The organism is Psychrobacter aquaticus CMS 56 (genome assembly GCF_000471625.1).
Taxonomy (GTDB): Bacteria; Pseudomonadota; Gammaproteobacteria; order Pseudomonadales; family Moraxellaceae; genus Psychrobacter; species Psychrobacter aquaticus.
On the sequence record NZ_AUSW01000032.1, the window covers coordinates 27,631 to 50,711 of the forward strand.

The following is a 23,081-nucleotide window of genomic DNA, read 5'->3' on the forward strand; positions in this document are numbered from 1 at the left end:
TAGCGTTGTTCTAAAACAACATTTTGTCAGCAGATTGGTAGGTATTTTACGGTTTATGCAGCAGTCACCTCATTCCTCCCCACAGTCTCATTCCATATCTGCGTCAGTCTCCGATTCTGCTGCCCAGTTGTCGAATTTACAGCAGACTTATACGTCGATTCCACGCGTGCGTCCTCAGACGCCTTTGCTTGATAGTATCACTGCGCCAACTGATCTGAACGCATTAACAAGCGCTCAGCTTATTACTTTGGCGGATGAGTTACGCTTATTTTTATTGTATTCAGCAGGCCAGAGCGGTGGGCATTTTGGTGCCAATTTGGGTGTGGTTGAATTGACTATCGCCCTACATTATTTATTAGACACACCAAACGACCAGATCGTCTGGGATGTTGGTCATCAAGCGTATGCTCACAAGGTATTGACGGGTCGCCGTGAGCAGTTGGGTACTATTCGCTCTAAAGACGGTTTGACCGCTTTTCCTGAGCGTGCTGAGTCTGTTTATGATACGTTTGGTGTAGGACATTCATCGACTTCAATCTCAGCGGGTCTAGGCATGAGTCTAGCGCTGCGCTATCAAGGTCGTGCGCAAACGGTTGCTTGCATCATTGGTGATGGGGCCATGACTGGCGGTATGGCGTTTGAAGCCATGAACGATGCGGTACAGCAAGATGCTGATCTGTTGGTGATTTTGAATGATAATGACATGTCGATATCGTGTTCGATTGGCGGGTTTTCACGGCATTTAGCAATGCTTTGGGAATCAGGTTATCAGGTCGATATCTCTGAGACAGGCAAGCCTATTCTGTGTCAGCGCCCAGATATGCAAACCTTTGACCGCCGTAAACGTCACAAAGAAATGCGCGATGTGCCTCAGCTAGAAGATAACGTCTTTAAAGCGATTGGTTTTACTTATTTTGGTCCGTTTGATGGACACAATATCCCTGAGTTATTGCGCGTATTGTCACTTGCCAAGCAAGTCAAAGGTCCTGTTTTAGTTCATATCTATACCACAAAAGGCAAGGGTTTTGCGCCCGCAGAATTAGACCCAGTCGGCTATCATGCTATTAGTAAGTTACCTGTAGAAATTAAGAATGAGACTCAGAGTAAGGCTGTGGAGAAATCTCAGCCAAACATAGAAACTACTTTAAAATACTCAGAAGTATTCGGGCAGTTCTTGTGCGATAAAGCCGCTAAAGACGATAAACTGCTTGCAATTACGCCCGCCATGGAAGAAGGCTCGGGCATGATTGATTTTGCTTTTCAGTTTCCAGAGCGATTTTTTGATGTGGCGATCGCTGAGCAACATGCAGTTACGCTAGCCGCTGGCATGGCGACGCAAGGTGTTAAGCCGATTGTGGCAATTTACTCGACGTTTTTGCAGCGTGGTTATGACCAGCTGATTCACGATGTGGCGTTACAAAATCTCGATGTGATGTTTGCGATCGATCGCGCAGGTTTAGTCGGTGAGGATGGAGCGACGCATGCGGGTGTTTTTGACTTAGCGTTTTTACGCTGTGTGCCCAACATGCTGATTGCCGCACCAAAAGATGAAAACGAGTGTTACCATTTGCTCAATACCTGCTATGAGTATCAAGGGTGTACGGCTGTGCGTTATCCACGCGGTACGGGTACTGGTGCTGTGATTGAGCAGCCTGCTCACACTTATAAAATCGGTGAGGCAGTAGTAGAATCTGTGTTGGGTAACGATGCTGCCTCTAAAAAGCTTGTACTATTGGCATTTGGCACGATGGTGGCTACCGCTCAACAAGCCGCAGAACGTCTCATCAGTGATGAAGCGTTAAGTTGCCAGGTACATGTTGTCAATATGCGTTGGGTGAAGCCTTTAGATTCTGCGTTGTTAGAAACATTATTGGCACAAGGTATGACGCATATTGCGACCTTAGAAGAACATATGATTATGGGCGGCGCGGGTAGTGCGGTGAATGAGTATTTGCTCAATGAGTCGGCTGCTTTTAAACATAATCGTCCAGCTATTCGTAATATTGGTATTCCTGATAGTTTTATCGCGCATGGTTCGCAAGCTGAGCAAATGGCGGATTGTGGTTTGGACGTCAATGGTGTGGTCACACAGCTTCAGCAGTTACTGTCGTAAGTCATATTTTTAAATGTTTTAAGATTTATGATGCTCATAAACCAAGCATTGGTTTTAAGCAACAAAGATCGATAACTAGAGCAAACGCCTGCTAGCCGTAGGTGCTGACTTTTTTACAACTTGTGCAGTGCGATGACCATCAAAACGAGAGTTGGTTTGGTGCGCATAATGTTTTTTTCGATTTTTTTGGTACGGATTATATTGAACAATTTTAGTATAATGCGGTTGTCGTTGGTAAACGGCATGTTTTTAAATCGCATAGATATAGTGTGTGGTAGGTACGATGTGATGCAGCGGCGAATTGGCATGCTGTGGGCACAGATTCTGTCTTAGTATTTTTTATATTCATTCATCAAGTAAATAGGTTATTTATGGAACCCATGGTCGTCATCGCAGCGCGTACTGCTGAAAAAGTTGGTAAAGAGATTTTATACGCACATCAAAACCGCCACAAAATCGAGTTGGATATCGAGTCTAAAGGGCTTGATGGATTGGTCACGCGTATTGATCGTTTTAGTGAAGAGCTCACTATCGAGACGCTAAAAGCCAGCTATCCAAACCACTCGTACTTGGGTGAAGAGTTTGGTATGCAAGAAGGCCGCGGCGAAGATGCTGACTGGTGCTGGATTATCGATCCGCTAGATGGCACCAAAAACTTCGTTCACGGTGTGCCGCAGTTTTGTGTCTCTATCGCTGTACAGCATAAAGGGGTCACGCAACATGGCGTTATCTATGATCCAGTTCGTGATGAGATGTTCTCAGCTAGCCGTGGTAAAGGCGCCCGCCTCAACCAGCGCCGTATCAATGTGAGCGAACGCAAGACGCTTGACGGTGGTTTATTTACCACAGGTCATCCGCTTGAGCGCAAGCGCAATGGCGAAGTTATTTCTTATGCCAAAGAGCATTTTGAAAGCTTACAAAAAATTTCTGAAGCAGGCGGTCAAATTCGTCGTTTGGGATCAGCGGCACTTGATTTATGCTATGTGGCTGCGGGTCGTTTTGACGGTTATTTTGAGATGTCTATTAAGCCTTGGGATATCGCAGCGGGTGAGCTTATCGTGACCGAAGCACGTGGTGTGGTGGTCGATCATACGGGTGCGCATAACTCTATGACGTCAGGTTCTATCTTTGCCTGTAATGTCAAATTACTGAAACCGTTGATGCAAGTAGTTGTACCGTCATGGGGCGATGCTGTATAAGCATTAGTTTTTAGAAGCGCCAATATTAAAATGCGTTAATATTAAAAAGCTGGTTCCATTATGGGGCCAGCTTTTTTGTTTTTTTAGCGCATTTATCTTTAACTGTTATACCTTGAAATGCCAGCTCTTTACTGGTTTTTTCTAATAGCGTTAGCTCTTCTTCTATTAGCATCAGCATATCTTGTACATGTGGCAGTCCTTTACTACAGGCGGTAATACAAAACTCAATCTTGTCCAAATAAGTGGCCAAAGTTATATTCATGGCTTGACCATTGAACACAATAGAGGCGGGGTACAAGGATTGCAGACGCGCACCATTCCAATACAAGGGCTTTTCAGAGCCAGGAACGTTGGAGATGATAAGGTTAAAAGCCTGCTTTTTAGGGAATAAGCCCGTTGCCAAATTGATACCTTGCCAAGCATAGGCTATCACGCTGTAGTTGATGACTTGTGCTTGATTCATCCGGCGAAATCGACGTTTGCCATTATTCATACTACGATGAATTAACTCTATTCTACGCAGTGGGTTGTCTAAATGCGTGCCCAAATTGGCCAATACAAAAGACAGCTGATTGCCCGATATACTATTGTCGGTACGCAGCGACATCGGCACAAAAGCAATCAATGGCTTGCTAGGTAGCGCGTCCATTGATAATAAATAACGACGAATCGCACCACCACAAACCGCCAACACCACATCGTTTTTGCTGATTTTTAATCTTTCGGCGATATCGTTAAAGCGCTGTATGTCATAAGACTGTGCTGCTATCCGCCGTGAGGCGGAGATGCGCTTATTCAAAATACTCATCGGCGCATCAAAAGTACCGACGTACCCATCATCGCCATGATTTTTGAAATTATCTAGCAACTCTGTGAACACTGGTTTAATGGTAGATATTTGCTCTTTAAGGATGCGCCTGACAGACCTTTCAGCAGGCAGGATAGCATTGACGTGGTTACGATGACGCGTCATTAATGACCAGACGGGCAAAGTGACTGGCTCATTTGGTGACTGTGATAGGGACTTTTGTACGAGGCGCATGGCAGCAATGCCGTCGACCAAAGAGTGATGAATCTTAAAGTACAAGGCAAAACGCTCAGGGCTACTGTCAGTTTCTGGTTGAATGCCTTCAATCACGTGACATTCCCACAAAGGCATGGCGCGATCTAACAAACGTCCATGCTCTCTTGAGACGTACATGAGTAGCTCACGAACACGTGCAGGACTGGGCAAAGCCACATGATGAAAGTGATGTTCGACATCAAAGTTTTTGTCTTTTTTCCAAAATATCAAATGTTCTAGAACTTGATTAAAGGGAAAGCTTGGCGGTACATCAGAGTCTTGCATTTGCTTAACCAGCTGATAGACAAAATCGCTGTTTGCCTTTTCTGGTAACTCAAATAAGAACAAGCCTCCCACATGCATGGGTTGTTTACGCGACTCAAGAAGTAAAAACAACTGGTCGACCGCTGTGAGAAGTCGCATAATAAATCCTTTTATAGTCAGTTCAAATTTTTTCTTATTATTTTATTGTTGAGTACAATGACGACATAAATCTACTGAAAAAAGTAGCCAGTTTGTGGTGAGCTGGCCGTAGCCATCTTGCGCATCGGCATACGACCTGCCAAAAATGCCGCACGGCCTGCCCAAACGCCATGCTTCATCGCATGTGCCATCATGACTGGATTTTGGGCATTGGCAATCGCTGAATTCATCAGCACTCCATCACAACCAAGCTCCATAGCAATCGCTGCATCCGAGGCCGTACCGACGCCAGCATCCACCAATACGGGTACGTTGGCATTTTCGATAATTAAGCTGAGCGTGTGACGATTGAGCAGACCAAGACCTGAACCAATCAAGCTGCCGAGCGGCATAATTGCGACGCAGCCCATGCTCTCTAACTCTTGGGCGACAATAGGGTCATCTGAGGTATATACCATGACTTCAAAGCCATCATCAATCAATACTTGAGCCGCTTTTAAGGTTTCGGTCACATTGGGATAAAGGGTTTTTTCATCACCCAACACTTCAAGCTTAACCAAATTGTGGCCTCCTAGCAGCTCGCGAGCAAGCTTGCAGGTACGAATCGCTGTTTCTGCGTCAAAACAGCCAGCCGTATTGGGCAATATGGTGTATTTATCAGGAGAAATGACATCAAGCAAATTGGGCTCATTGCGATTTTGGCCAATATTGGTACGACGAATGGCAACCGTTACAATCTCTGCTCCTGAAGCAGCAATGGCTTCGCCAGTTTCAGCCATATCCTTATATTTGCCCGTGCCCACCAACAGTCGCGATGAAAAGGTGCGGCTGCCTACGGTAAAAGTATCTTGTAAAAGTGGTTTCGGATGAGTAGTAGTGCTGGCGTTCTCTGACATAACTGAAAATCCTAATAGCGAGCGGTCAAGGTGGATAAAAAAGATAATGGGCTGTCTGAGTAATATTAAAAAAGCGAGATAGACAATCATAGCGTACTGTCAGCAAAATAAGAAATCGTATGTGGCAATGGCTATATATACTGTAAAAATAGGCGAGTGGCGCTATGCAAAAAAACGCCAGCCACATAAAATAATACGTTTCTAAAACAAAATGTTATTATAACAAACTCGTGCAATCTTACTTGTACTCTTTTTTGAGCTAGCCAGCCAAGCACAATGCATCTGCTCTGCTTGTATATCGCTTGGTCATGATTCTCTTTTTGACGTTATCTTCATTTATCAGGCCATCTTTATGCTGCAATTGCCGTACAGTTTTGCGAAACGCCATCAAATTTTGGTCATACTTGCGATTGATCCTGAGCTGCCACCGACTTTGGTGCTGACAAAGGCCACACCATTATCAGCGATTAATGAGGCGGTGCGCTTTTTACAGCAGCAAGGCGTGCGCGCTGTACCGATTTATGAAAGCGTCAATCCAGATGACTTTGAAAGACGTATGAATGCCGCTTATGCTGGTAACACAGGCGAATCACAGCACATCGCTGCGGGCCTAGAAGACCATCCTGACCTTGATAGTCTGGCCGATAGTGTGCCTGAAACTGAGGACTTGATGGACCAACAAGATGACGCGCCTATCATCCGTCTGATTAATGCTTTGTTGTCTGAAGCCATACGTTTAAGTGCGTCAGACATCCATATCGAAACGTTTGAAAAGCGATTGGTCGTACGCTTTCGTGTCGATGGCGAGTTGAAAGAAATCATCACGCCAAAACGCCAGTTAGCACCCTTATTGGTGTCGCGTATCAAGGTCATGGCCAAATTGGATATCGCCGAAAAACGCGTGCCGCAAGATGGGCGTATTAGTTTAAGGTTGGCGGGACGTGAGGTCGATGTGCGGGTATCGACACTGCCCTCCAGCTTTGGTGAGCGCGTCGTCATGCGCTTGTTAGATAAACAAGCAGGCCGTTTGAACATGACCTATCTTGGGCTGTCTGATAACGATTATAGTGAGCTTAAGCGTCTGATTCATCGGCCACATGGCATCATTTTAGTGACAGGGCCGACAGGTTCAGGCAAAACTACCACGCTGTATTCGGCATTGACGGATCTCAATGATCAAACCCGCAATATCTTGACAGCTGAAGATCCGATTGAGTTTCAACTCGATGGTATTGGCCAAACACAGGTCAATAATAAAGTGGACATGACCTTTGCCAAAAGCTTGCGGGCGATGTTGCGTCAAGATCCTGATGTGGTGATGGTGGGTGAAATTCGTGATCTAGAAACCGCTGAAATTGCCGTCCAAGCATCTTTAACAGGACACTTGGTATTGTCAACGCTGCATACCAATACCGCCATCGGTGCGGTCACACGCTTACAAGACATGGGCGTTGAGCCATTTTTATTGTCGTCGTCGCTCATTGGGGTGGTGGCACAGCGTTTGGTACGAACTTTATGCTCGCATTGTCATAGCTGGCAAGCGGCTGATAACGAGCAAGCCAAATTGTTTACGGAAATTGGTATCGCGTTAGGGGCTGAGAAGGGGGCAGGTAACGCTATTCAACTACCCAAGCCAGTTGGCTGTGAGAAGTGTAATCAATCAGGGTTTAAAGGGCGTACAGCGATCTATGAAGTGGTGCCCATTGATGACACGTTACGCCGCATGATTCATAGTAATACTGCCGAGTATGAGCTAGAAGAATACGCGCGCCTGCAAACACCATCGATTCGTGCCGATGGCTTACGCAAGGTCATAGAAGGTCGTACGACATTAGAGGAGGTGCTACGGGTGACCAAAGAAAGCGCCCTGACTGATGACGCTATCATTGGTTAATCACAGAGGTTTAAGTACTGAATGAATACGTGTGCGGCTTTGGGTTTACTTGATTTATTCAGTTTTAGGGCCACTGTCATTATCAAGATCGACTTCGGCAGATTTTTTGCTGGCTTTGCCTTGACGACGCGCTTCTAATTCAGATTTTGGTATCCACGCCCACGTCATCTCTACCACGATAGGAGCGCGCTCACTATCAGAGTCACGGTCATCAATGACGCAAGGAATGACCATCTCGCCTTTTGGCGTATTTAAAATATCTAAACGCTGCTCATCAGATAAGCTTGCGATAGCGGCCACTTGGCCTTTGTTGATGGGGCGATAAAAATTAACCGAATAAGATTTAATCAGTAGCACGCGATCAGAGGGCAAGTTTAGACCCAAAATAAAACCTGTCGCTGTCTCAGCCAGTAACGTAATGGCAACAGCATGGATAGAACCGATATGATTTTGCACCGTTTTGCTGTTGTTTAAACTAACCACCACTTGGTTGGGTTCGACCGTTTCATAATACACGCCCGTCGTGCCCACGTAAGGCACTACTTTGCCAAAAGCTTTAGATAAAATGCTTGAGCGGGCACTGGCAGGCAAATATTTAGTGACAGATAACAGCTTGGTGAATTGATTGCTAATGGGCTTTAGCGTAGTGCTTGGTTTTGCGACTGGCGATCTTGTGTTGTCAGCCACTTTGGTTGGCGATTTTTTAGCCAATTTGATCGGCAGTTTTTTTAAGAGTCCTGACATACAAAATTCCTTGAATAAAATGGGATTTACAAGATTAGTGACTTGATATGGTCGATACCAAATAAGATGGATACACGATATTAAGATGCGTAACTGGTAACAGTTTTGCTGACGCTATTTTACGTGGGCCCAACTATAGTTAAAAATAACAGGCGTTTTTTTCTAGTGCTGGTCTACTAGAATTTATACGATGTATTGGCATCCTAATGTGCTTTATCCTAGCAGCTATTTTGACTATGGTACATTAACGGATGTGTTCCTACTGTTATTATGATGAACTGCTGCGCTTATAAAATGACTGTCATGTTATGATGTGAGTAAGCCAAATTATCAAATCAAATGATTGAGTGATGTCATTGAATCTTTATAGTCGATTCTCAATCAAACAGATACATTATGTTCCAACGCGGAACTGGTATAAATTTCTCTCGCTTGCTGTGCCTGCGCAGCTCGATGCTACGAAACTTCTCGTTTAAAGATAAGCATTCCAGTCCCGCTGACTCGTTTTTATACTGAAATCAGTATATGTTGCTAAAAGGTGTTGGCAAGCTAAGAATAGGCATCGTTGGATACTATATGGTTAGGCGCGCTATAATAAACAGATTTTAGCGCGCCTTATTTATTTCTCATGCGATTGTTATTGCTGAATAATTACTGCTGGATAATGCTATGCCTGATATGTCCCATCACAAGCCGATCAATATAATTTACACTGGTGTCGCGGGTACAGGTAAAACCTATCAATTGCTACAAATTGCTAAAGCATATACCGATTACTTTCCTAAAACTAACGACGAGGATTTGCTGGGACAGCTGTTGCAAACGTTGAGCTGGCGCGAAGTTGTGTGCTTAATATTTTTGGATTTTCAAGCCAAAAAACAAGAGTTGGTAAAAGTACCTGAAATCGTCAGCCATGAGTTTTTTGTCACGAAAGCGGCGCAAAATGCCCGAGAAAATCATTTGAGCAATACGGCGTGGGTAGTACTACAAACACACAGTCCTGCCAGCTCGAAAACGGTTATATCTAAAAATCGAGCCAGCCAAGCTTATTTTGATAAGGACAATACTGGGGCGTGGTATTTACTGCCCGAAAGCCTACCGCTATTGAGTGAATTAATGCAGCAGTTGGCAGAGTTTCAGCAGGCGCAGCATGATAATAATGCTGGTCAGACGCAAGGGTTTAGCCAGCAGCGCTTTAGTATGGTCAGCTTTCATCAAGCGTATGGCTATGAAGAGTTTGTGGAAGGGATTCGTCCGGTTATGGCAGCTGCTACTCATGCCAGCAATGGTCACGCTAATCATAGGCAGGCAAATAATAGCGAGACAAATAACAGTCCGTCGCAGATGAGCTATGCCATTCAAAACGGCGCATTTTTAACATTGTGTCAGCGCGCTGCCCGCGATCCTGAACAGCGTTATGCGATGCTGATTGACGAGATCAATCGTGCCAATGTCTCCCGAGTATTTGGCGAGTTATTGAGTTTGATTGAGCCAGATAAACGGGCTGGTATGGCAAACATGATGACAGTAAATTTGGCGTATTCTGGCCGGCCTTTTAGCGTTCCTGCCAATGTCGATATTTATGCCACCATGAACACCCAAGACCATTCTTTGGCACCCTTAGATATGGCATTGCGTCGTCGTTTTCGCTTTGTTGAGTGTTCACCGCAGCCCGAGCTATTACCTATTATCAGTCTAAGAACAGATTTAGAAGCTGACGATATAACAGAGGCAGCAGAGACGATAGATTTGGCCAAATTATTGATGGGACTCAATCACCGTATTACCCAAATGCTAGGCGCGGAGGTGCAGTTGGGCCATGCGTTTTTATGGTCAGTCAATAATCTTGAGCAACTACAGTCTGTGCTGATTGAACAGATTATTCCGCAACTGGCGCAGGCGTCTGGTGGTCAGCTTGCCATCTTGCAGTATATTTTTAAAGATGAGCAGCAGCCACTCAGCGCTCAATTTATTCAAGACAGCCAAGCACTACTGGATAATGACTCAAACAATCAGCCTCATACTGCCATCCAAAACCCGATGTTGTCAGGGCAAAATCCATTTTTTGACTTATCTATGAGTACAGGCAGCTATAGAATTAATAGCGATCTTCTTACCAAGACTGGCACGTTTGCTGAATCGTTTGTCTATCAGCGGTTGTATCGATAAGGGTATTAAACGGTGATGAATAGCGATGAAAAAAGTTCAAGCAATATGACCAATCGTGCAAATAACATTTATATGACCGCGCCTGATGCTAAGGTAATGACCGTATTTGAACACCAACGTCTAACAGCGCTTGATTTCGTGCATGTCTCTGATTTTCATTGGCTAATGGCGCAAGAATTTACCGTGTTTACCATCAAACGAAAGCAAAGACAGTGGCAATTAAAGATTGGGCATTATATTGGCGTCATTTTACTACCTAGTGACATAACGCTTGAGATATTGCCAAAGCCAATCGCCAGCAATGAAAGCACTCGCGCGCAGCGTCAACCGCATTCTTATAAATCTGCTCAAAACAGTGATATAGAAAAAACCCGTCAATGGGTGCAACATATGCTGTCAGATCTCATCAATAGTCATGACCATTCACATAACAAACTGCCCAATACAAAAAACTTAGGTCAATTCAGTAATCAACTGACGTTGCTACCAATAGCCGCCGCGTCCACATTACCATTGTCAGATTGGCTACTCAGGCAGTTTTTGCAGCGTTTGAATCATCATCAGCCGACCAAACATTATCAACCGCAAACTTACAACCAAGTAGCGTTACAAGGCCGCCTGCTCATCAAAGAGCAACTTCGTTATAACAGCATGCAGCCACATAAGTTTTTCTGTGAGAGTAGTGTCCTTAGTCAAGACATGCTGGGCAATCGATTGATTAAGAAGGCGCTGACTTTATTGACGCCTTTATTGCCTGAATTGATTTCTCCCAAATTGTTACAAGCATGGCAGCAAGTGCCGACGCTCACGCATCATGAGATGCAGCAAGTAGACGCTATCTATAATCAAGCAAAGCGTCAGTTAGCGATTCAACCACTTCAAGCGCAAAAACGGCAAGTAGCCCAGCAATTAGTAGACATGGCGTATTGGCTGCTACGGCAATCAACTGCTGCAACAGGTCATAGTATCGATCCACAAAAACCATTTAAACAAAATTCAAGCCAACTGCGTTTATGTCTACTCATTGATATGAATCAGGCGTTTGAGCAGTGGGCAAGTGAGCGCATCGCATCGATGTTTACGCAAGTAAGTGGCAAATATCGTCCACTGTACCAAACGCAACGTGTTTGGCTTAGCGATACACAAGGGCAGGCGCGCTTGTCCATACGTCCTGATTTACTTATATATAAAATAGCGACGGACGAGGATAGCCATCACTATCCGTATACTACATCGATGCTGGATGACCCTTATGGGCAAGGGAAATACAGTCATGTCATTGATATTAAATGGAAGCATTTGTCTCATGCTGCTGCTATCAGTGCCAGTGACGCTTATCAGTTGACCAGTTATGCGCAAGCCTATCAAGCAGGGCAGGTTTGGTTGGTCTATCCGGTACAAGATGACGAGAGGCCGCCCATAGCACTGATACAACAAACTGATAGTGCCAACAACGCTGATAATGGGCCAAAGCATGCTCAGCTATGGCTTGTACCGTTTAATGTGATGACCGGCACAATAAACAGTGGCTCGCTTCGAGAGTTAAATGTAATCTAATCACGCTATCGGCGATAGCCTATACTTATCATAGTGGATAGTACTTTATGGGTAGCACTTTTCGTCCCAGTATTTTTATAAAAGGTGATTGTTTTTACAATGCTTATTTTTAAAGTGCTAGTTTTTATAATGCTTGTTTTTAAAAAGATTTGGCAATTATTTTAAATTAATCAAAAATAGGTGTTGACACAATCGGTTTTTCCCCTTAATATGTGCACCTCGATAGCGAGGAACATTAATGAGTTAGCGGCCTAGCCAATAACAAATTAACAGACAAGCTATCGTGATAATAGAGAATTTCGGAGTGTGGCGCAGTTTGGTAGCGCATCTGGTTTGGGACCAGAGGGTCGTAGGTTCGAATCCTATCACTCCGACCATCTATTTTAAGAGCCTTACAGGCTTTTTTTTATGTATAATGGTTTAGTTTCTGATAAGCTTGAGATTAGATTTAATATATAAAAGTCCTCTAAGAGCGCCTGTAGCTCAGCTGGATAGAGCATCTCCCTTCTAAGGAGGTGGCCGCAGGTTCGAATCCTGCCAGGCGCACCATTTAGCCTGCATGTTTTGCCAGTCCTTGGCAGTAGTTATGGCGGTTGTAGCTCAGTTGGTAGAGCCCCGGGTTGTGATCTCGGTTGTCGTGGGTTCGAGTCCCATCAGTCGCCCCATTTTACTTGTATTACCTTTCTTAATATCCCGTTTCGTTATAAAAACCTTATATAAGTTTATAGTAGCTGCCAATTTTGGCATTTTTGCGTGTCTGTCTGTTTGATTGTTTTTAGTTTCAAGCGTCTATATTTATAAACTTGAACTTATTGGGCACTTATTTGTGTGTAGGCTTGCTGGTCTTTTTTGCTTTTTATTTTTATCATAGGCTTTGTCTATTATCTACTGTGTTTGCTTTATTCTTCTGCAATAACCATATAAGCTAGTAAATATAAGCTTTTAAGTCAACCATTATAATAAAGGCTTTAAGCCAGTTGACCCATCCAATTTTATTCATAACAAATTAGTCATTAACTATAAAACTGATGCTGATTTAATCAGTCAAAAAATATATCGAATACATTATGCGAGTTTAAGGCCGTAGTAGGTGTGTGTTTGTTTTCTTAAAATGAGCGGCTACTACCCTTGTATTACTGAGGAAGTGAGGGATGGACGCATTAAGCGTGTTGTTACAAAACGTACATTTGTTTGATACCAAGTATTATCGTCTGAATGGTGCGGGGAATTGGTCTTATTCACTCACTAGAAAAGATACTATTTTATTTTACTTGGTAATGTCTGGTAGTTTTTGTATTGATGTTGGTAATGGTTTGCGTCAGGCACATGCGGGCGACATGATTATGATCCCCAATGTACACAAACATGTCAGTTATGCGCTAAATCATAATGGCGATGATGCCATGCCGATAGATGAGTTACTGACTGACTGTAAAGAGCGTACGCTTGATATCGATGGCAATGGTGATGCCAATTCGTCTTTGATATTGATTGAATGCAAATATGATAAAGAGATGATTCGTCCTCTGCTGTCTGTGCTACCTTCCATATTGCCTGAAATCAATGAACAGTCAGATGGTCGGTTTGAGGTCATTGATGTAGAGATTAAGCTGCTGATGCTAGAATCTGAGCGTGAGCGTATGGGGAAAACCGCCATCATCAATCATTGGGCAAGTATTATGATGATTGAGAGTTTGCGTGTCTACATTGAAAGTCTGCCAGAAGCCACAGAAAGCTGGCTAAAAGCCATGAAAGATCCGTTTTTGACCAAAGCGCTCGCTGCGATGCACGAAGCACCAAATCAAAATTGGACGATTCATAAGCTTGCTGAGACAGCAGGAATGTCGCGATCAAGCTTTGCACAGCGTTTCAAAGACACAGTTGGCATGCCGCCATTGACGTATCTCATTGATTATCGCTTACGTTTGGCGGCGCGGTATTTACGCTTACAGCAAAATAGTATCAGTCGTATCAGTGAGCTGGTCGGTTATGCCTCAGACTCAACTTTCAGTCAGGCGTTCAAGCGTGTATATGGCGTATCGCCAAAAGCCTACCGCCAACAGTATCAAAAACAAATCATGGCCTAGCTTATACCAGCTCTACTGTCTCTTTTTTATATTGGCCTGACGATAGTATTTTGCTGATACCCAGCTGACAATGTGCTTGTGTTCAGGTACTATGGAGTAACGAGTCATCTAGGCACAAGCGTTTTTTTAGCGCACTATATTTTACTGTGTAACAGTCATATAGTATGGTCTAGAAGATGTTTATTTTTGCTGCTGATGGTATGTTATGACTGAACCGACCGCAAAGCCAAGCGCACAAGCCGATAGCCAAAAAGGCTCTGTTGCGCCTGTCAAAAAATCAAGTAATTCTGACAAAAACAACGCCAAAGTCACGGCTCACGACAGCCAACACTTTATAGAAAATGCGCCAAAAAACCATGTCGTTGAAACACCTGACAAAGCGGCGTTGTTGGCACTCTTTACTTTATCAAGTGTTGAAGAAATAGCTGGAGAGATAAAAGACGGGGGCGATACCTCGTCTGCTACTACACCCACCGAAAGCAGTATTGCTAAGATGCGTGTGGCGCTGTATCACGTCCAGCACGAGCGTACTCGGTTATTGTATATGGCCTCTGCCACCGCACGTCCCACTTATTTGGTACAAACGCTCAAATCCCAGTTCGCAGAGTATCAGCAATATCTACTCGCGCAGCAGCTCGATAAGCGCGGTCTCACGGATACAGATGGACTGGAACGTCTCTGGCAGCAGTTGCATGTGGTCGATGATATTATCGAAGATATCGTGCGTCACATGCCAGCGCAGCAGCCAGCAGGGTGGCAGCTGACCACTCAAGATGGACGAAACCCACTGTGTTTTGCCACTGTCGGCACGCTAAAAAATGGCAAACCGATTCGGGATCAAGGCAGTCTCAACAGCTATGTACTCGGTCACTTTGGTGTGAGCAGCTTTACCTACGATAGAGGCTATTATATTGGGCATGTGGTCGGCTATTTATTCAGTTGTTATTTCTGCGCGCACTTGTCTATCAGTTATGGCGTCACAGCACTCGGTCAGCAAGTGGTTGCGGATTATGAGTATGCCAGTCTTGAGACCCCGTATATGGTGAGATTGTTACAAGGTTTGGATGGCTATTGTAAAAAGCGCATTTATCAACTGGCGGTCATCTGTGCGCGATTGAGTGTTTTTGCCAGTGACAAGCGCATCGAAAGAATGCTGATAGCTGAAGTGAATGACTTCGATAAAAAATTACAGCAACAGCATTTAGATGTTTTATTATTAAACGGTTTAATGCCAGATAGTAGTGACTCTACGCCTTTGTTTTAATCATAGCTTTAAGCACTGATTTATAATCCTCTATCTTTGATTACCTTAGGATATATGCTGCCATGCCCGCTTATCATTTCAAAGCGCTCGACGATCATGGCGGCGTCCAAAAAGGCGTGCTCGAAGGTGACTCTGCGCGGCAAATACGCCAGCAACTGCGTGACAAACAATGGACGCCCGTTGAAGTCAGCGCAGTCAATGATCGACAAAGTCAGAATAAAAGCCGCTACAAAAAACCATCTGCTTATGAGTTGGCGCTACTCACACGTCAGTTGTCTGTATTACTTGCCGCTGGCATTCCGCTAGAAGAAACATTGGCAGCGGTTGCTAAGCAGTCACCGAAAACCCACATCAAATCTTTAATGCTTGCCGTGCGCTCACATGTCTTAGAAGGGTTAAGTCTAGCGCGAGCTTTGCAGCAAGCCGCCAGTTTTCCGCCCCTTTATATTGCGACGATTGCAGCAGGGGAGAAGTCTGGACATTTAGATTTAATCCTTAACCAGTTGGCAGATTACACCGAAAATCGCTTTGCCTTGCAAAAGAAAATCCAAGGCGCGATGGTCTATCCCATTGTGCTGATGATAATGGCAGTTGCGGTGATTATGGGCTTGATGAGCTTTGTCGTACCCAAAATCGTTAAGGTATTTGAGCAATCCGAGCAGGCGTTGCCACTGATAACCCAAATCGTCCTTACCTTGTCAAACCTCATTACCCAGTGGTGGTGGTTGATGCTGTTGGTATTAGCAGGGACAGCGTTATTATTTTATCGCTTTGCTCAGACCAATGCGGGCAAATTGGCAATAGACAGTATGGTGCTTAAATTGCCCATATTGGCACGATTGTCTAAAGGATTGAATGCCGCACGCTTTGCCAGCACACTTGCCATCTTAGTACGCTCAGGCGTGCCTTTGATTGAGGCGTTGCATATTGGCGCTGCAGTGGCGACCAATTTACACATCAAGCAAACCATCATTACCGCTGCCGATCGAGTGACGGAAGGTTCAAGCTTGTCCAGCCAACTCGAAAAATCTACTTACTTTCCACCAATGATGGTACAAATGATTAAAAGTGGTGAGAACTCAGGCGAGCTTGAAAACATGCTTAGCCGAGCCGCCAACATGCAAGAAGCAGAAGCAACCAATTTCATCAGTACATTGCTGTCATTACTTGAGCCTTTGATGCTTGTGTTGATGGGGGTAGTGGTAATGATTATTGTAATGGCGGTGATGCTGCCCATTGTTAATATGAATGATTTGGCCGGCTAGCTGATAGTTCGTCAAATATCTTATATAGCCAGTTCAAAATAAATACACCCTACATGACACTTTGCTGAGATAAATTTTCCTTTCTTTCTTTCTTGCTGTGCCTGCGCCGACAGAGGCTTCGGAAAACTCATCTCAGCCGCGCCGTATTATTTTTAAGCTAGATCGGCTATATGTGATAACAATTCCAAAATTAGAATTGTCTACCGTATCTTACCTCCTTCTATAACACCTACCTTGCTAAACCCTGCGCTAGCTTTCTTAAGATTTGCTTACTGTAGTAGATTTTTGACTGGATCACTTTTTTACTATGTCACGCACAACCGTCACGCTATAGTAAGTGCTAGTCAAAATCTATATTTCTAAAAGTTGCCCTTGTATAGTCGAAATACTTCAAAGTTGCACCAGCAGTATGTGCTGTATCGATATTACTTTTCACCGACTATAGTTATCCTTATCAATGTTAACGCCTGTTTAGTGTAGACATCGCTAACAATCTACGGGCATCGCTGGATAAAAATAAAACCATGGTTTATAGTGATAATCGCTTTAATACTTATTAATACGTCGCTGCTGAACGCGACATAAACGCCACTTTTACTATTTACATAACCGTGATGACAAAAGCGATGACTATGATTGACACAACTTCAGTAAATACGATGACAAAAAGCAGTATTAATCATGCCAAACTTCAGGCAAATAATGAGAGTTCCAGTAAAGCGATTCGCTGTAAAGCAGCTCCTACGCAGCGCCGATCAGTAAGTCGATCGAGCCAGTCAGGATTTACCCTCATTGAGATTATGGTGGTTATTGTGATTTTGGCTATCTTAGCAGGTTTAGTGGTACCAAAAGTCGTGGGACAAAGTGATAAGGCTCGTGTTAAAACCACTGAAACTGCGCTTTCTACTGTGTCAAACGCGCTTGATATGTACAAGGTAGATAATTCGCGTTATCCAAGCACTACGCAAGGTCTTGAAGCATTGACCACGCCGCCGGCCGATGCCAAAAATTATCCAGACGGTGGTTACATTAAAGGTGGCTATCCCACAGATGGTTGGGAAAACGAGATGCAATATGTGTCACCAGGTAGCGAAGGCCGACCTTATGATTTATTTTCATTAGGTGCGGATGGTCAGCAAGGCGGTGAAGGACAAGATGCTGATATATATGCACAATTATAAGCGTTGGCTTTATGAGTCATAAATCCATGAGTAACGACTGGGTGTTTGATATATAGGTGATCCACTTTAAAAAGGTTGCCGTTCTGCTGGTGTGAATTTTATGGAGCATTTGTCACGTTTGTAAGCAGCCAGCGAGGAAGATTTATACCAGTAGAACATAATTAACGGGTGCACCATTTTTATTTTGGATTGACTATATGATTTTTGTCGATAAAAGTCCTTCTGTTCATCGTTACCTATCAACCAATAAATGCTTTATTGGTTGATATTTTTTATCAATAAATAAAGAACAATCAAAAAGGCAGTCACTCATGTTCATTAAAATGCTCATATCAAAACCAGCCGCCCTCAATAAACGCACTACTAAAAAGTCCTGCTTGCTTGCTTTTGTCATGATAAATGCTTCGTTGCTGACAGGTTTATCCATGATTCCTATCAGTGCTCAGGCGGCAGGGTTGGGTGAACTGTTTGGCAGTAATGGTGCTGGGCAGTCAAAGTTTTTGCCAGTTGATGAAGCCTTTCAAGTGAGCAGCATCACTAGAGCGACGGCTAAAGGTACGCAGCTATCGATTACCTTTAACATCACGCCAGGTCATTATGTCTACAAAGATCAGCTCACTTTACGTTTTCCCAAGGGTTTAAAGGCCAGTCCATTTAAGTTCAGCCAATCGCCCGTTTCCATTAATGACCCAACCTTTGGGCAAGTGCCCGTTTTTACCCAAAGAAATATGGTAGCCACCACCACGCTGACTACCAATAATAGCAAAGGCGCAAAGAATGCGCCGATTGTGATTGGTTGGCAAGGCTGTGCAAAAGCAGGACTGTGCTACCCACCAGAGAAGATCAAAACCACGGTTAACATCGCTGCAACACGCAAATAGAGAATATGGTCAGGTCAATATAAGGAAGAGTCAGCGGGACTGGAATGCTTATCTTTAAACGAGAAGTTTCGCCGCATCGAGCTGCGAAGGCAGAGCAAGCCAGAAAAATTTGTACCAGTCCTGCGTTGGAATATAATGTATTTGTTTCATTTAGAATCGACTATAGATCGACTTAGATAGCAGTAATACATAGAATGTTAGCAATAAATAGGTAGCCCTTTATGTCCATTCAGCCAATAGAAAAAATCTCCTCGCTAACAGTTAATCGTCGTTCTAAAAAGTCTTATCTATTAGCATTTGCTTTGACTGGCAGCTCGTTGCTATCAGGATTGGTCGCTACAGGAGTGATGGCCACGTCAGTGACGACGCAGGCAGCAGGATTGGGCACTCTGTTTGGTAACGATCAAAGCGCCGCGCAAACAAAATTTTTGCCAGTAGATAAAGCGTTTCAAGTCAGCAGTAGCAGTAAGCCCACCACGTCGGGCACACGCTTGGCCATTAATTTTGATATTACGCCTGAGCATTATGTTTATAAAAATCAGCTCAAGCTGACTTTGCCGGCTGGCGTGACGGCTGCTCCTTTTACGTTTAGTCAGTCGCCGGTATCCATTGATGACCCAACCTTTGGGCAAGTACCGGTGTTTGACCAGGCGAATATGGTCGCCACTACGACCTTGAGCAATCGTAGTGGCAAAAGCATGGACAATGCGCCAGTGGTTATTGGTTGGCAAGGGTGTGCCAAAGCAGGACTCTGCTATCCACCTGAAAAGATTACAACCACGGTCAATATCGCTGCTACCTCGCAACCACTTGCGGTAAATACTGCCAGTGGTGCTGCTCAAAACTCTACCACTAGCGACGACACGCTGGTAAATAACTCTCAGTCTGCTACTAGTACTGTGACGACATCAGCCACGACCAATCTAACAGCGGCGAATGATCTCACGCCTGAAACACAGCCCGCAGTATCAGATGACGATGTTATTGATTATGCTTTGATAGATGAAGATTCTATTGTTACCAATACGATTTCTGGAGCAAATGATACGGCAGTAGGTGATACTGCGACCAATGAAGGTGCCGCTGCTAATAATATCGTTGACAGTGATCCTTTTGGCCTGGGTTCTCATCCTTGGTTGGCATTGGTGTTGTTGTTTTTAGCAGGTTTGGGCTTGGCCTTAACACCATGCGTATTACCAATGCTGCCCATCGTCGCTAACATCGTTGCCCGTCAGAAAAATCCAACGGTAAAACGCGGTGTTATTTTAACCACCAGTTATGCCATTGGTGTGGCCACCGCTTATGGCATTTTAGGGGCTACCATTGCTGTGTTTGGTGAGTCACTAGGAATCATTGGTTGGTTGCAAAACCCCATTATTCTCATCAGTTTTGCCGTCGTTTTTGTGCTGCTGGCATTATATATGCTGGGTGTGTTTAGTGTTCGTTTACCCAGAGCCATCAGTAGTAAGATGCAGGGCTTGAGTCAAGCGGGGGATAGCAAGCTTGGTAGCACGGGCGGTAGTTTAATCGCTGGGTTTTTGTCAGCGCTGGTGGTGTCACCGTGCGTCTCGGCACCATTGTTTGGCGCACTGCTGGCAGTCTCGACGATTGGTAGTCCGCTGCTTGGTTTTGTCGCCTTATTTATGCTTGGTTTTGGTTTGTCAGCGCCGCTTATTTTGATTGGTGCTACCCAAGGCAAGATCATGCCAAAAGCGGGCGAGTGGATGAATTGGGTCAAGCAAGGGTTTGCCTTATTGCTGTTTGCTGTTGCGCTACTATTGATTGAACGGGTCTTTATCTCACCCGTGATGCTGATGGTATGGGCACTATGGTTTATGGTCGTTGCCACATGGGCGTGGAGCTGGCTGGGCAAAGGTCGTATGCTTACCCAAGCGTTAGGTCTCATCGCGGGTATTTGGGCGGTGTGTTTGATCGTGGGAGCGGCACTGGGTAATGATGACAGTCTACATCCGCTTGCGTCATTGAGCGCGGTGCCAATGGTGTCATCGGGCTCTGGCCAGTCAGTAGCTAGTAATGCCACAGACAAACGTATCACGACGCTTGCAGAGTTAGATACTATTATTGCTGCCAACCCTAAAGTGATTGTCGATTTGACCGCTGACTGGTGTGTTGAATGCCGTATTATGGATAAAAATTTATTTCATAATCGTCCAGCACAAATGCAGGATTGGCAATTAGTGAAACTTGATATCACAGAGACGACCGCCGATTCTAAAGCAATTTTAGCGCGCTATCAGTTATTTGGACCACCAGCATTGCTATATTATCAAGACGGTCAATTGGTTGACCAACAAGTAGGTGAAATCGGTCGTTCAGAGTTTGAGCAGACGTTGACGACACTTAATAACTGATACGTAACAAAATGAGTAAGTCCTTTTATGGCAGTTATAGTCTGTTTAAAATAAAAAAGCGTCGTTCATAGTAACGTACTGCTGATATGATTTTCTTGCTTGGGTTTTGCAAACGCGACAGATTCTGCGAAAATCTATACCAGTAGTACTGTATCCTTTTTAAATTTGATTGCCCACCATGATGTAAAAGAGCCAACACGCTATGACAATAGTATGTTGGCTCTTTTAGCTCCACTAAATTATATTTATAGTCTCTATACTAAGCACTTGCTCTAGCATTACTTCTGTTCATTTTCATTGGTATTATATAGCGATAACGCTAGTATCCTACGCATATTTTCATTACAATAAAGCAACAATGTTGAAGACGCATTACTCACGGTAATGACTGCTTTTTATGTCTAAATGTCATTGATTTTATTTGAGCTTTTATCCTATTTTAGCAATGGCGTTACTGATCATATTCATTAGCCTACATACTCTGCTGACAATGATGTCAGTCAGACAAAGGACATTTATGCTTTCCCATTTTGCTCTACAGCGTCAGTCTACGCCGCTTATCGAAGCGCACCAAAAACCTATATTACCTCAAATGAATAAGCATTACTTGACGATCGCCGTTGGGATAGCTTTGACTTGTTTTATGGGACAAGCTCAAGCTGCCAATAACGCCCAAACTTATAATGAATTGCCTGTACCAGAAGCTGCGTTTGAGTATGAAAACGATGATGCGACACTGGCTGTTAAAGAGCCGTCAGCAAACGTTAATACAGCGACGAAAAAGCGCAAAATGGTTAGTGAAAGTTTTGTTGCCGAGCAAGCAAGATTGTTTTTTGAGTGTACGCAAGTACAGACCAGTGCCGCGCGTTTGGCTTGCTTTGATAAAGTCGCTGAACAAGATGAGATACCAAGTTATACACCACCCAAGCAGTCGGTAGATTTGGCAAAAACATTTAGAACGACCATAGAGGGTAACCCTCAAGTGGTTTTTGTAGAAGAGAGCAACACTATTGCCGGTGCTAATAATACCGCAACGGGCTTGGTTGCAAGTCAACCAACAGATACTGAACGTTTAGACACGATTGGGCTGAGTCAAAGAGAAGCGCAGGTATTAGAAGATATCGGTGTCACTCAGGCGGATATTGAAAAATATACACCCCTTAGTTTGGCCTATGATCTTGATAAAAACAGTGAGCGCGGTACTTGGACGGTAAGACCTTATCGCCCGACCTATATATTGCCATTGTTTTATACTTTTGATCCCAATTTAGATCCCAGTTCACCGTCACAAGAAACGGAGTCTTTTGATTCTAATGACATACGTAATACTGAGCTGAAATTCCAGCTGTCGTTAAAGACCAAAGTGGCAGAAGATTTGTTTGATACCAGTGCCGATTTGTGGTTTGGTTATACGCAAGAGTCGCATTGGCAGGTGTATAACGAAGATAAATCACGTCCATTCCGTGCTACCGATTATCAGCCCGAGATATTTTTGACGCAGCCTGTGTCGGCAGACCTACCCTTTGGTGGTCGCTTGCGTATGTTGGGCGCAGGGGCAATTCATCATTCTAACGGACAAAGCGATCCATTATCACGTTCATGGAACCGTGCCTATCTGATGGCAGGTGCGGAGTGGGGCAAGCTATCAGTGATACCGCGTCTGTGGGCTCGAGTCAATAACGAAAGTAGTGACAGTGAGGACAACCCAGATATCGAAGATTATATGGGCTATGGCGACGTCAAATTCTTGTATGACCTGCCAAATCAAAAAAGCCTGAGCGGCACGTTGCGTTATAATCCCAGTACCAATAAAGGTGCAGCGCAAATTGATTATGTGTATCCTTTGACAGAAAACGTCAATGGTTATGTGCAGTTGTTCCAAGGTTATGGTGAATCCATCATTGATTATAACCACGAAAACACGTCTATCGGCTTCGGTATTGTATTAAATGACTTTAAGGGCTTTTAATCCT

Annotated in this window: 16 protein-coding genes and 3 tRNA genes; 15 read left to right on the forward strand and 4 right to left on the reverse strand. The window is 44.1% G+C overall.

Annotated elements, in window-relative coordinates:
• Positions 1-55: 55 nt before the first annotated feature.
• Positions 56-2,113 carry a 1-deoxy-D-xylulose-5-phosphate synthase gene (gene dxs, locus M917_RS08765; protein ID WP_021814452.1) on the forward strand — a complete coding sequence of 686 codons (2,058 nt, stop codon included), beginning with the start codon at positions 56-58 and terminating at the stop codon, positions 2,111-2,113.
• 371 nt (positions 2,114-2,484) lie between these two features.
• Complete coding sequence (locus M917_RS08770) at positions 2,485-3,312, forward strand: inositol monophosphatase family protein (protein WP_021814454.1); 828 nt, start codon at positions 2,485-2,487, stop codon at positions 3,310-3,312.
• Between the two features lie 58 nt (positions 3,313-3,370).
• Here the strand turns inward: M917_RS08770 and M917_RS08775 are convergent, their stop codons facing one another.
• Together M917_RS08775 and M917_RS08780 are read right to left on the reverse strand one after the other, a co-directional pair.
• Complete coding sequence (locus M917_RS08775; RefSeq protein WP_021814455.1) at positions 3,371-4,798, reverse strand: WS/DGAT/MGAT family O-acyltransferase; 1,428 nt, start codon at positions 4,796-4,798, stop codon at positions 3,371-3,373.
• Positions 4,799-4,869: 71 nt separating this feature from the next.
• On the reverse strand, positions 4,870-5,694 hold the full coding sequence (locus M917_RS08780) for a thiazole synthase (RefSeq protein WP_021814456.1): 825 nt from the start codon (positions 5,692-5,694) through the stop codon (positions 4,870-4,872).
• Between the two features lie 352 nt (positions 5,695-6,046).
• On the opposite strand from M917_RS08780, the gene gspE reads away from it, so the two are divergent.
• A complete protein-coding gene (gene gspE / locus M917_RS08785; RefSeq protein WP_021814457.1) occupies positions 6,047-7,588 on the forward strand; it encodes a type II secretion system ATPase GspE in 1,542 nt (513 codons plus the stop codon).
• A gap of 54 nt (positions 7,589-7,642) precedes the next feature.
• On the opposite strand, the gene M917_RS08790 is transcribed toward gspE, so the two are convergent.
• The gene (locus M917_RS08790) at positions 7,643-8,332 is read right to left on the reverse strand and encodes a DUF4442 domain-containing protein (RefSeq protein ID WP_021814458.1); all 690 of its coding nucleotides are present in this window, start codon (positions 8,330-8,332) and stop codon (positions 7,643-7,645) included.
• A gap of 669 nt (positions 8,333-9,001) precedes the next feature.
• Between M917_RS08790 and M917_RS08795 the strand changes: the two genes are divergently transcribed.
• The 9 genes from M917_RS08795 to gspG all read left to right on the forward strand — a co-directional run bounded on the left by M917_RS08795 (position 9,002) and on the right by gspG (position 17,855).
• A complete protein-coding gene (locus M917_RS08795) occupies positions 9,002-10,501 on the forward strand; it encodes an McrB family protein (protein ID WP_021814459.1) in 1,500 nt (499 codons plus the stop codon).
• A 45-nt stretch (positions 10,502-10,546) separates the two neighbouring features.
• Entirely contained in the window at positions 10,547-12,058 is a 1,512-nt protein-coding gene (locus M917_RS08800; RefSeq protein ID WP_040642450.1) for an McrC family protein, read from the forward strand.
• 300 nt (positions 12,059-12,358) lie between these two features.
• Positions 12,359-12,435: transfer RNA gene (locus M917_RS08805), tRNA-Pro, on the forward strand.
• Between the two features lie 95 nt (positions 12,436-12,530).
• Positions 12,531-12,607, forward strand: a tRNA-Arg gene (locus M917_RS08810).
• Positions 12,608-12,647: 40 nt separating this feature from the next.
• Positions 12,648-12,723 (forward strand) — tRNA-His (locus M917_RS08815).
• 486 nt (positions 12,724-13,209) lie between these two features.
• Positions 13,210-14,145: an AraC family transcriptional regulator gene (locus tag M917_RS08820; protein WP_021814461.1), complete on the forward strand. Its 936-nt coding sequence runs from the start codon at positions 13,210-13,212 to the stop codon at positions 14,143-14,145.
• Between the two features lie 205 nt (positions 14,146-14,350).
• Positions 14,351-15,409: a hypothetical protein gene (locus tag M917_RS08825; protein WP_021814462.1), complete on the forward strand. Its 1,059-nt coding sequence runs from the start codon at positions 14,351-14,353 to the stop codon at positions 15,407-15,409.
• A 62-nt stretch (positions 15,410-15,471) separates the two neighbouring features.
• The gene (gspF, locus tag M917_RS08830) at positions 15,472-16,674 is read left to right on the forward strand and encodes a type II secretion system inner membrane protein GspF (RefSeq protein WP_021814463.1); all 1,203 of its coding nucleotides are present in this window, start codon (positions 15,472-15,474) and stop codon (positions 16,672-16,674) included.
• Positions 16,675-17,306: 632 nt separating this feature from the next.
• Positions 17,307-17,855 carry a type II secretion system major pseudopilin GspG gene (gene gspG, locus M917_RS08835; protein ID WP_021814464.1) on the forward strand — a complete coding sequence of 183 codons (549 nt, stop codon included), beginning with the start codon at positions 17,307-17,309 and terminating at the stop codon, positions 17,853-17,855.
• Positions 17,856-18,087: 232 nt separating this feature from the next.
• Here the strand turns inward: gspG and M917_RS14435 are convergent, their stop codons facing one another.
• Positions 18,088-18,282 (reverse strand): hypothetical protein, encoded by a 195-nt coding sequence (locus M917_RS14435; RefSeq protein WP_021814465.1) that lies wholly within the window; start codon positions 18,280-18,282, stop codon positions 18,088-18,090.
• On the opposite strand from M917_RS14435, the gene M917_RS08840 reads away from it, so the two are divergent.
• The 3 genes from M917_RS08840 to M917_RS08850 all read left to right on the forward strand — a co-directional run bounded on the left by M917_RS08840 (position 18,281) and on the right by M917_RS08850 (position 23,077).
• Complete coding sequence (locus M917_RS08840; RefSeq protein WP_021814466.1) at positions 18,281-18,736, forward strand: protein-disulfide reductase DsbD domain-containing protein; 456 nt, start codon at positions 18,281-18,283, stop codon at positions 18,734-18,736. The genes M917_RS14435 and M917_RS08840 overlap by 2 nt on opposite strands.
• 221 nt (positions 18,737-18,957) lie before the next feature.
• Complete coding sequence (dsbD, locus tag M917_RS08845) at positions 18,958-21,108, forward strand: protein-disulfide reductase DsbD (protein ID WP_021814467.1); 2,151 nt, start codon at positions 18,958-18,960, stop codon at positions 21,106-21,108.
• A gap of 517 nt (positions 21,109-21,625) precedes the next feature.
• Positions 21,626-23,077, forward strand: coding sequence for a phospholipase A (locus M917_RS08850; protein ID WP_021814468.1), 1,452 nt, complete (start codon positions 21,626-21,628; stop codon positions 23,075-23,077).
• The last annotated feature ends 4 nt before the right edge of the window (positions 23,078-23,081 follow it).

What these genes read in the sequence shown, in the direction of transcription:
- dxs (WP_021814452.1), top strand. Translation starts at nt 56, where the DNA reads ATGCAGCAGTCACCTCATTCCTCCCCACAGTCTCATTCCATATCTGCG.
- M917_RS08770 (WP_021814454.1), top strand. Translation starts at nt 2,485, where the DNA reads ATGGAACCCATGGTCGTCATCGCAGCGCGTACTGCTGAAAAAGTTGGT.
- M917_RS08775 (WP_021814455.1), bottom strand. Translation starts at nt 4,798, where the DNA reads ATGCGACTTCTCACAGCGGTCGACCAGTTGTTTTTACTTCTTGAGTCG.
- M917_RS08780 (WP_021814456.1), bottom strand. Translation starts at nt 5,694, where the DNA reads ATGTCAGAGAACGCCAGCACTACTACTCATCCGAAACCACTTTTACAA.
- gspE (WP_021814457.1), top strand. Translation starts at nt 6,047, where the DNA reads ATGCTGCAATTGCCGTACAGTTTTGCGAAACGCCATCAAATTTTGGTC.
- M917_RS08790 (WP_021814458.1), bottom strand. Translation starts at nt 8,332, where the DNA reads ATGTCAGGACTCTTAAAAAAACTGCCGATCAAATTGGCTAAAAAATCG.
- M917_RS08795 (WP_021814459.1), top strand. Translation starts at nt 9,002, where the DNA reads ATGCCTGATATGTCCCATCACAAGCCGATCAATATAATTTACACTGGT.
- M917_RS08800 (WP_040642450.1), top strand. Translation starts at nt 10,547, where the DNA reads ATGACCAATCGTGCAAATAACATTTATATGACCGCGCCTGATGCTAAG.
- M917_RS08820 (WP_021814461.1), top strand. Translation starts at nt 13,210, where the DNA reads ATGGACGCATTAAGCGTGTTGTTACAAAACGTACATTTGTTTGATACC.
- M917_RS08825 (WP_021814462.1), top strand. Translation starts at nt 14,351, where the DNA reads ATGACTGAACCGACCGCAAAGCCAAGCGCACAAGCCGATAGCCAAAAA.
- gspF (WP_021814463.1), top strand. Translation starts at nt 15,472, where the DNA reads ATGCCCGCTTATCATTTCAAAGCGCTCGACGATCATGGCGGCGTCCAA.
- gspG (WP_021814464.1), top strand. Translation starts at nt 17,307, where the DNA reads ATGATTGACACAACTTCAGTAAATACGATGACAAAAAGCAGTATTAAT.
- M917_RS08840 (WP_021814466.1), top strand. Translation starts at nt 18,281, where the DNA reads ATGATTCCTATCAGTGCTCAGGCGGCAGGGTTGGGTGAACTGTTTGGC.
- M917_RS14435 (WP_021814465.1), bottom strand. Translation starts at nt 18,282, where the DNA reads ATGGATAAACCTGTCAGCAACGAAGCATTTATCATGACAAAAGCAAGC.
- dsbD (WP_021814467.1), top strand. Translation starts at nt 18,958, where the DNA reads ATGTCCATTCAGCCAATAGAAAAAATCTCCTCGCTAACAGTTAATCGT.
- M917_RS08850 (WP_021814468.1), top strand. Translation starts at nt 21,626, where the DNA reads ATGCTTTCCCATTTTGCTCTACAGCGTCAGTCTACGCCGCTTATCGAA.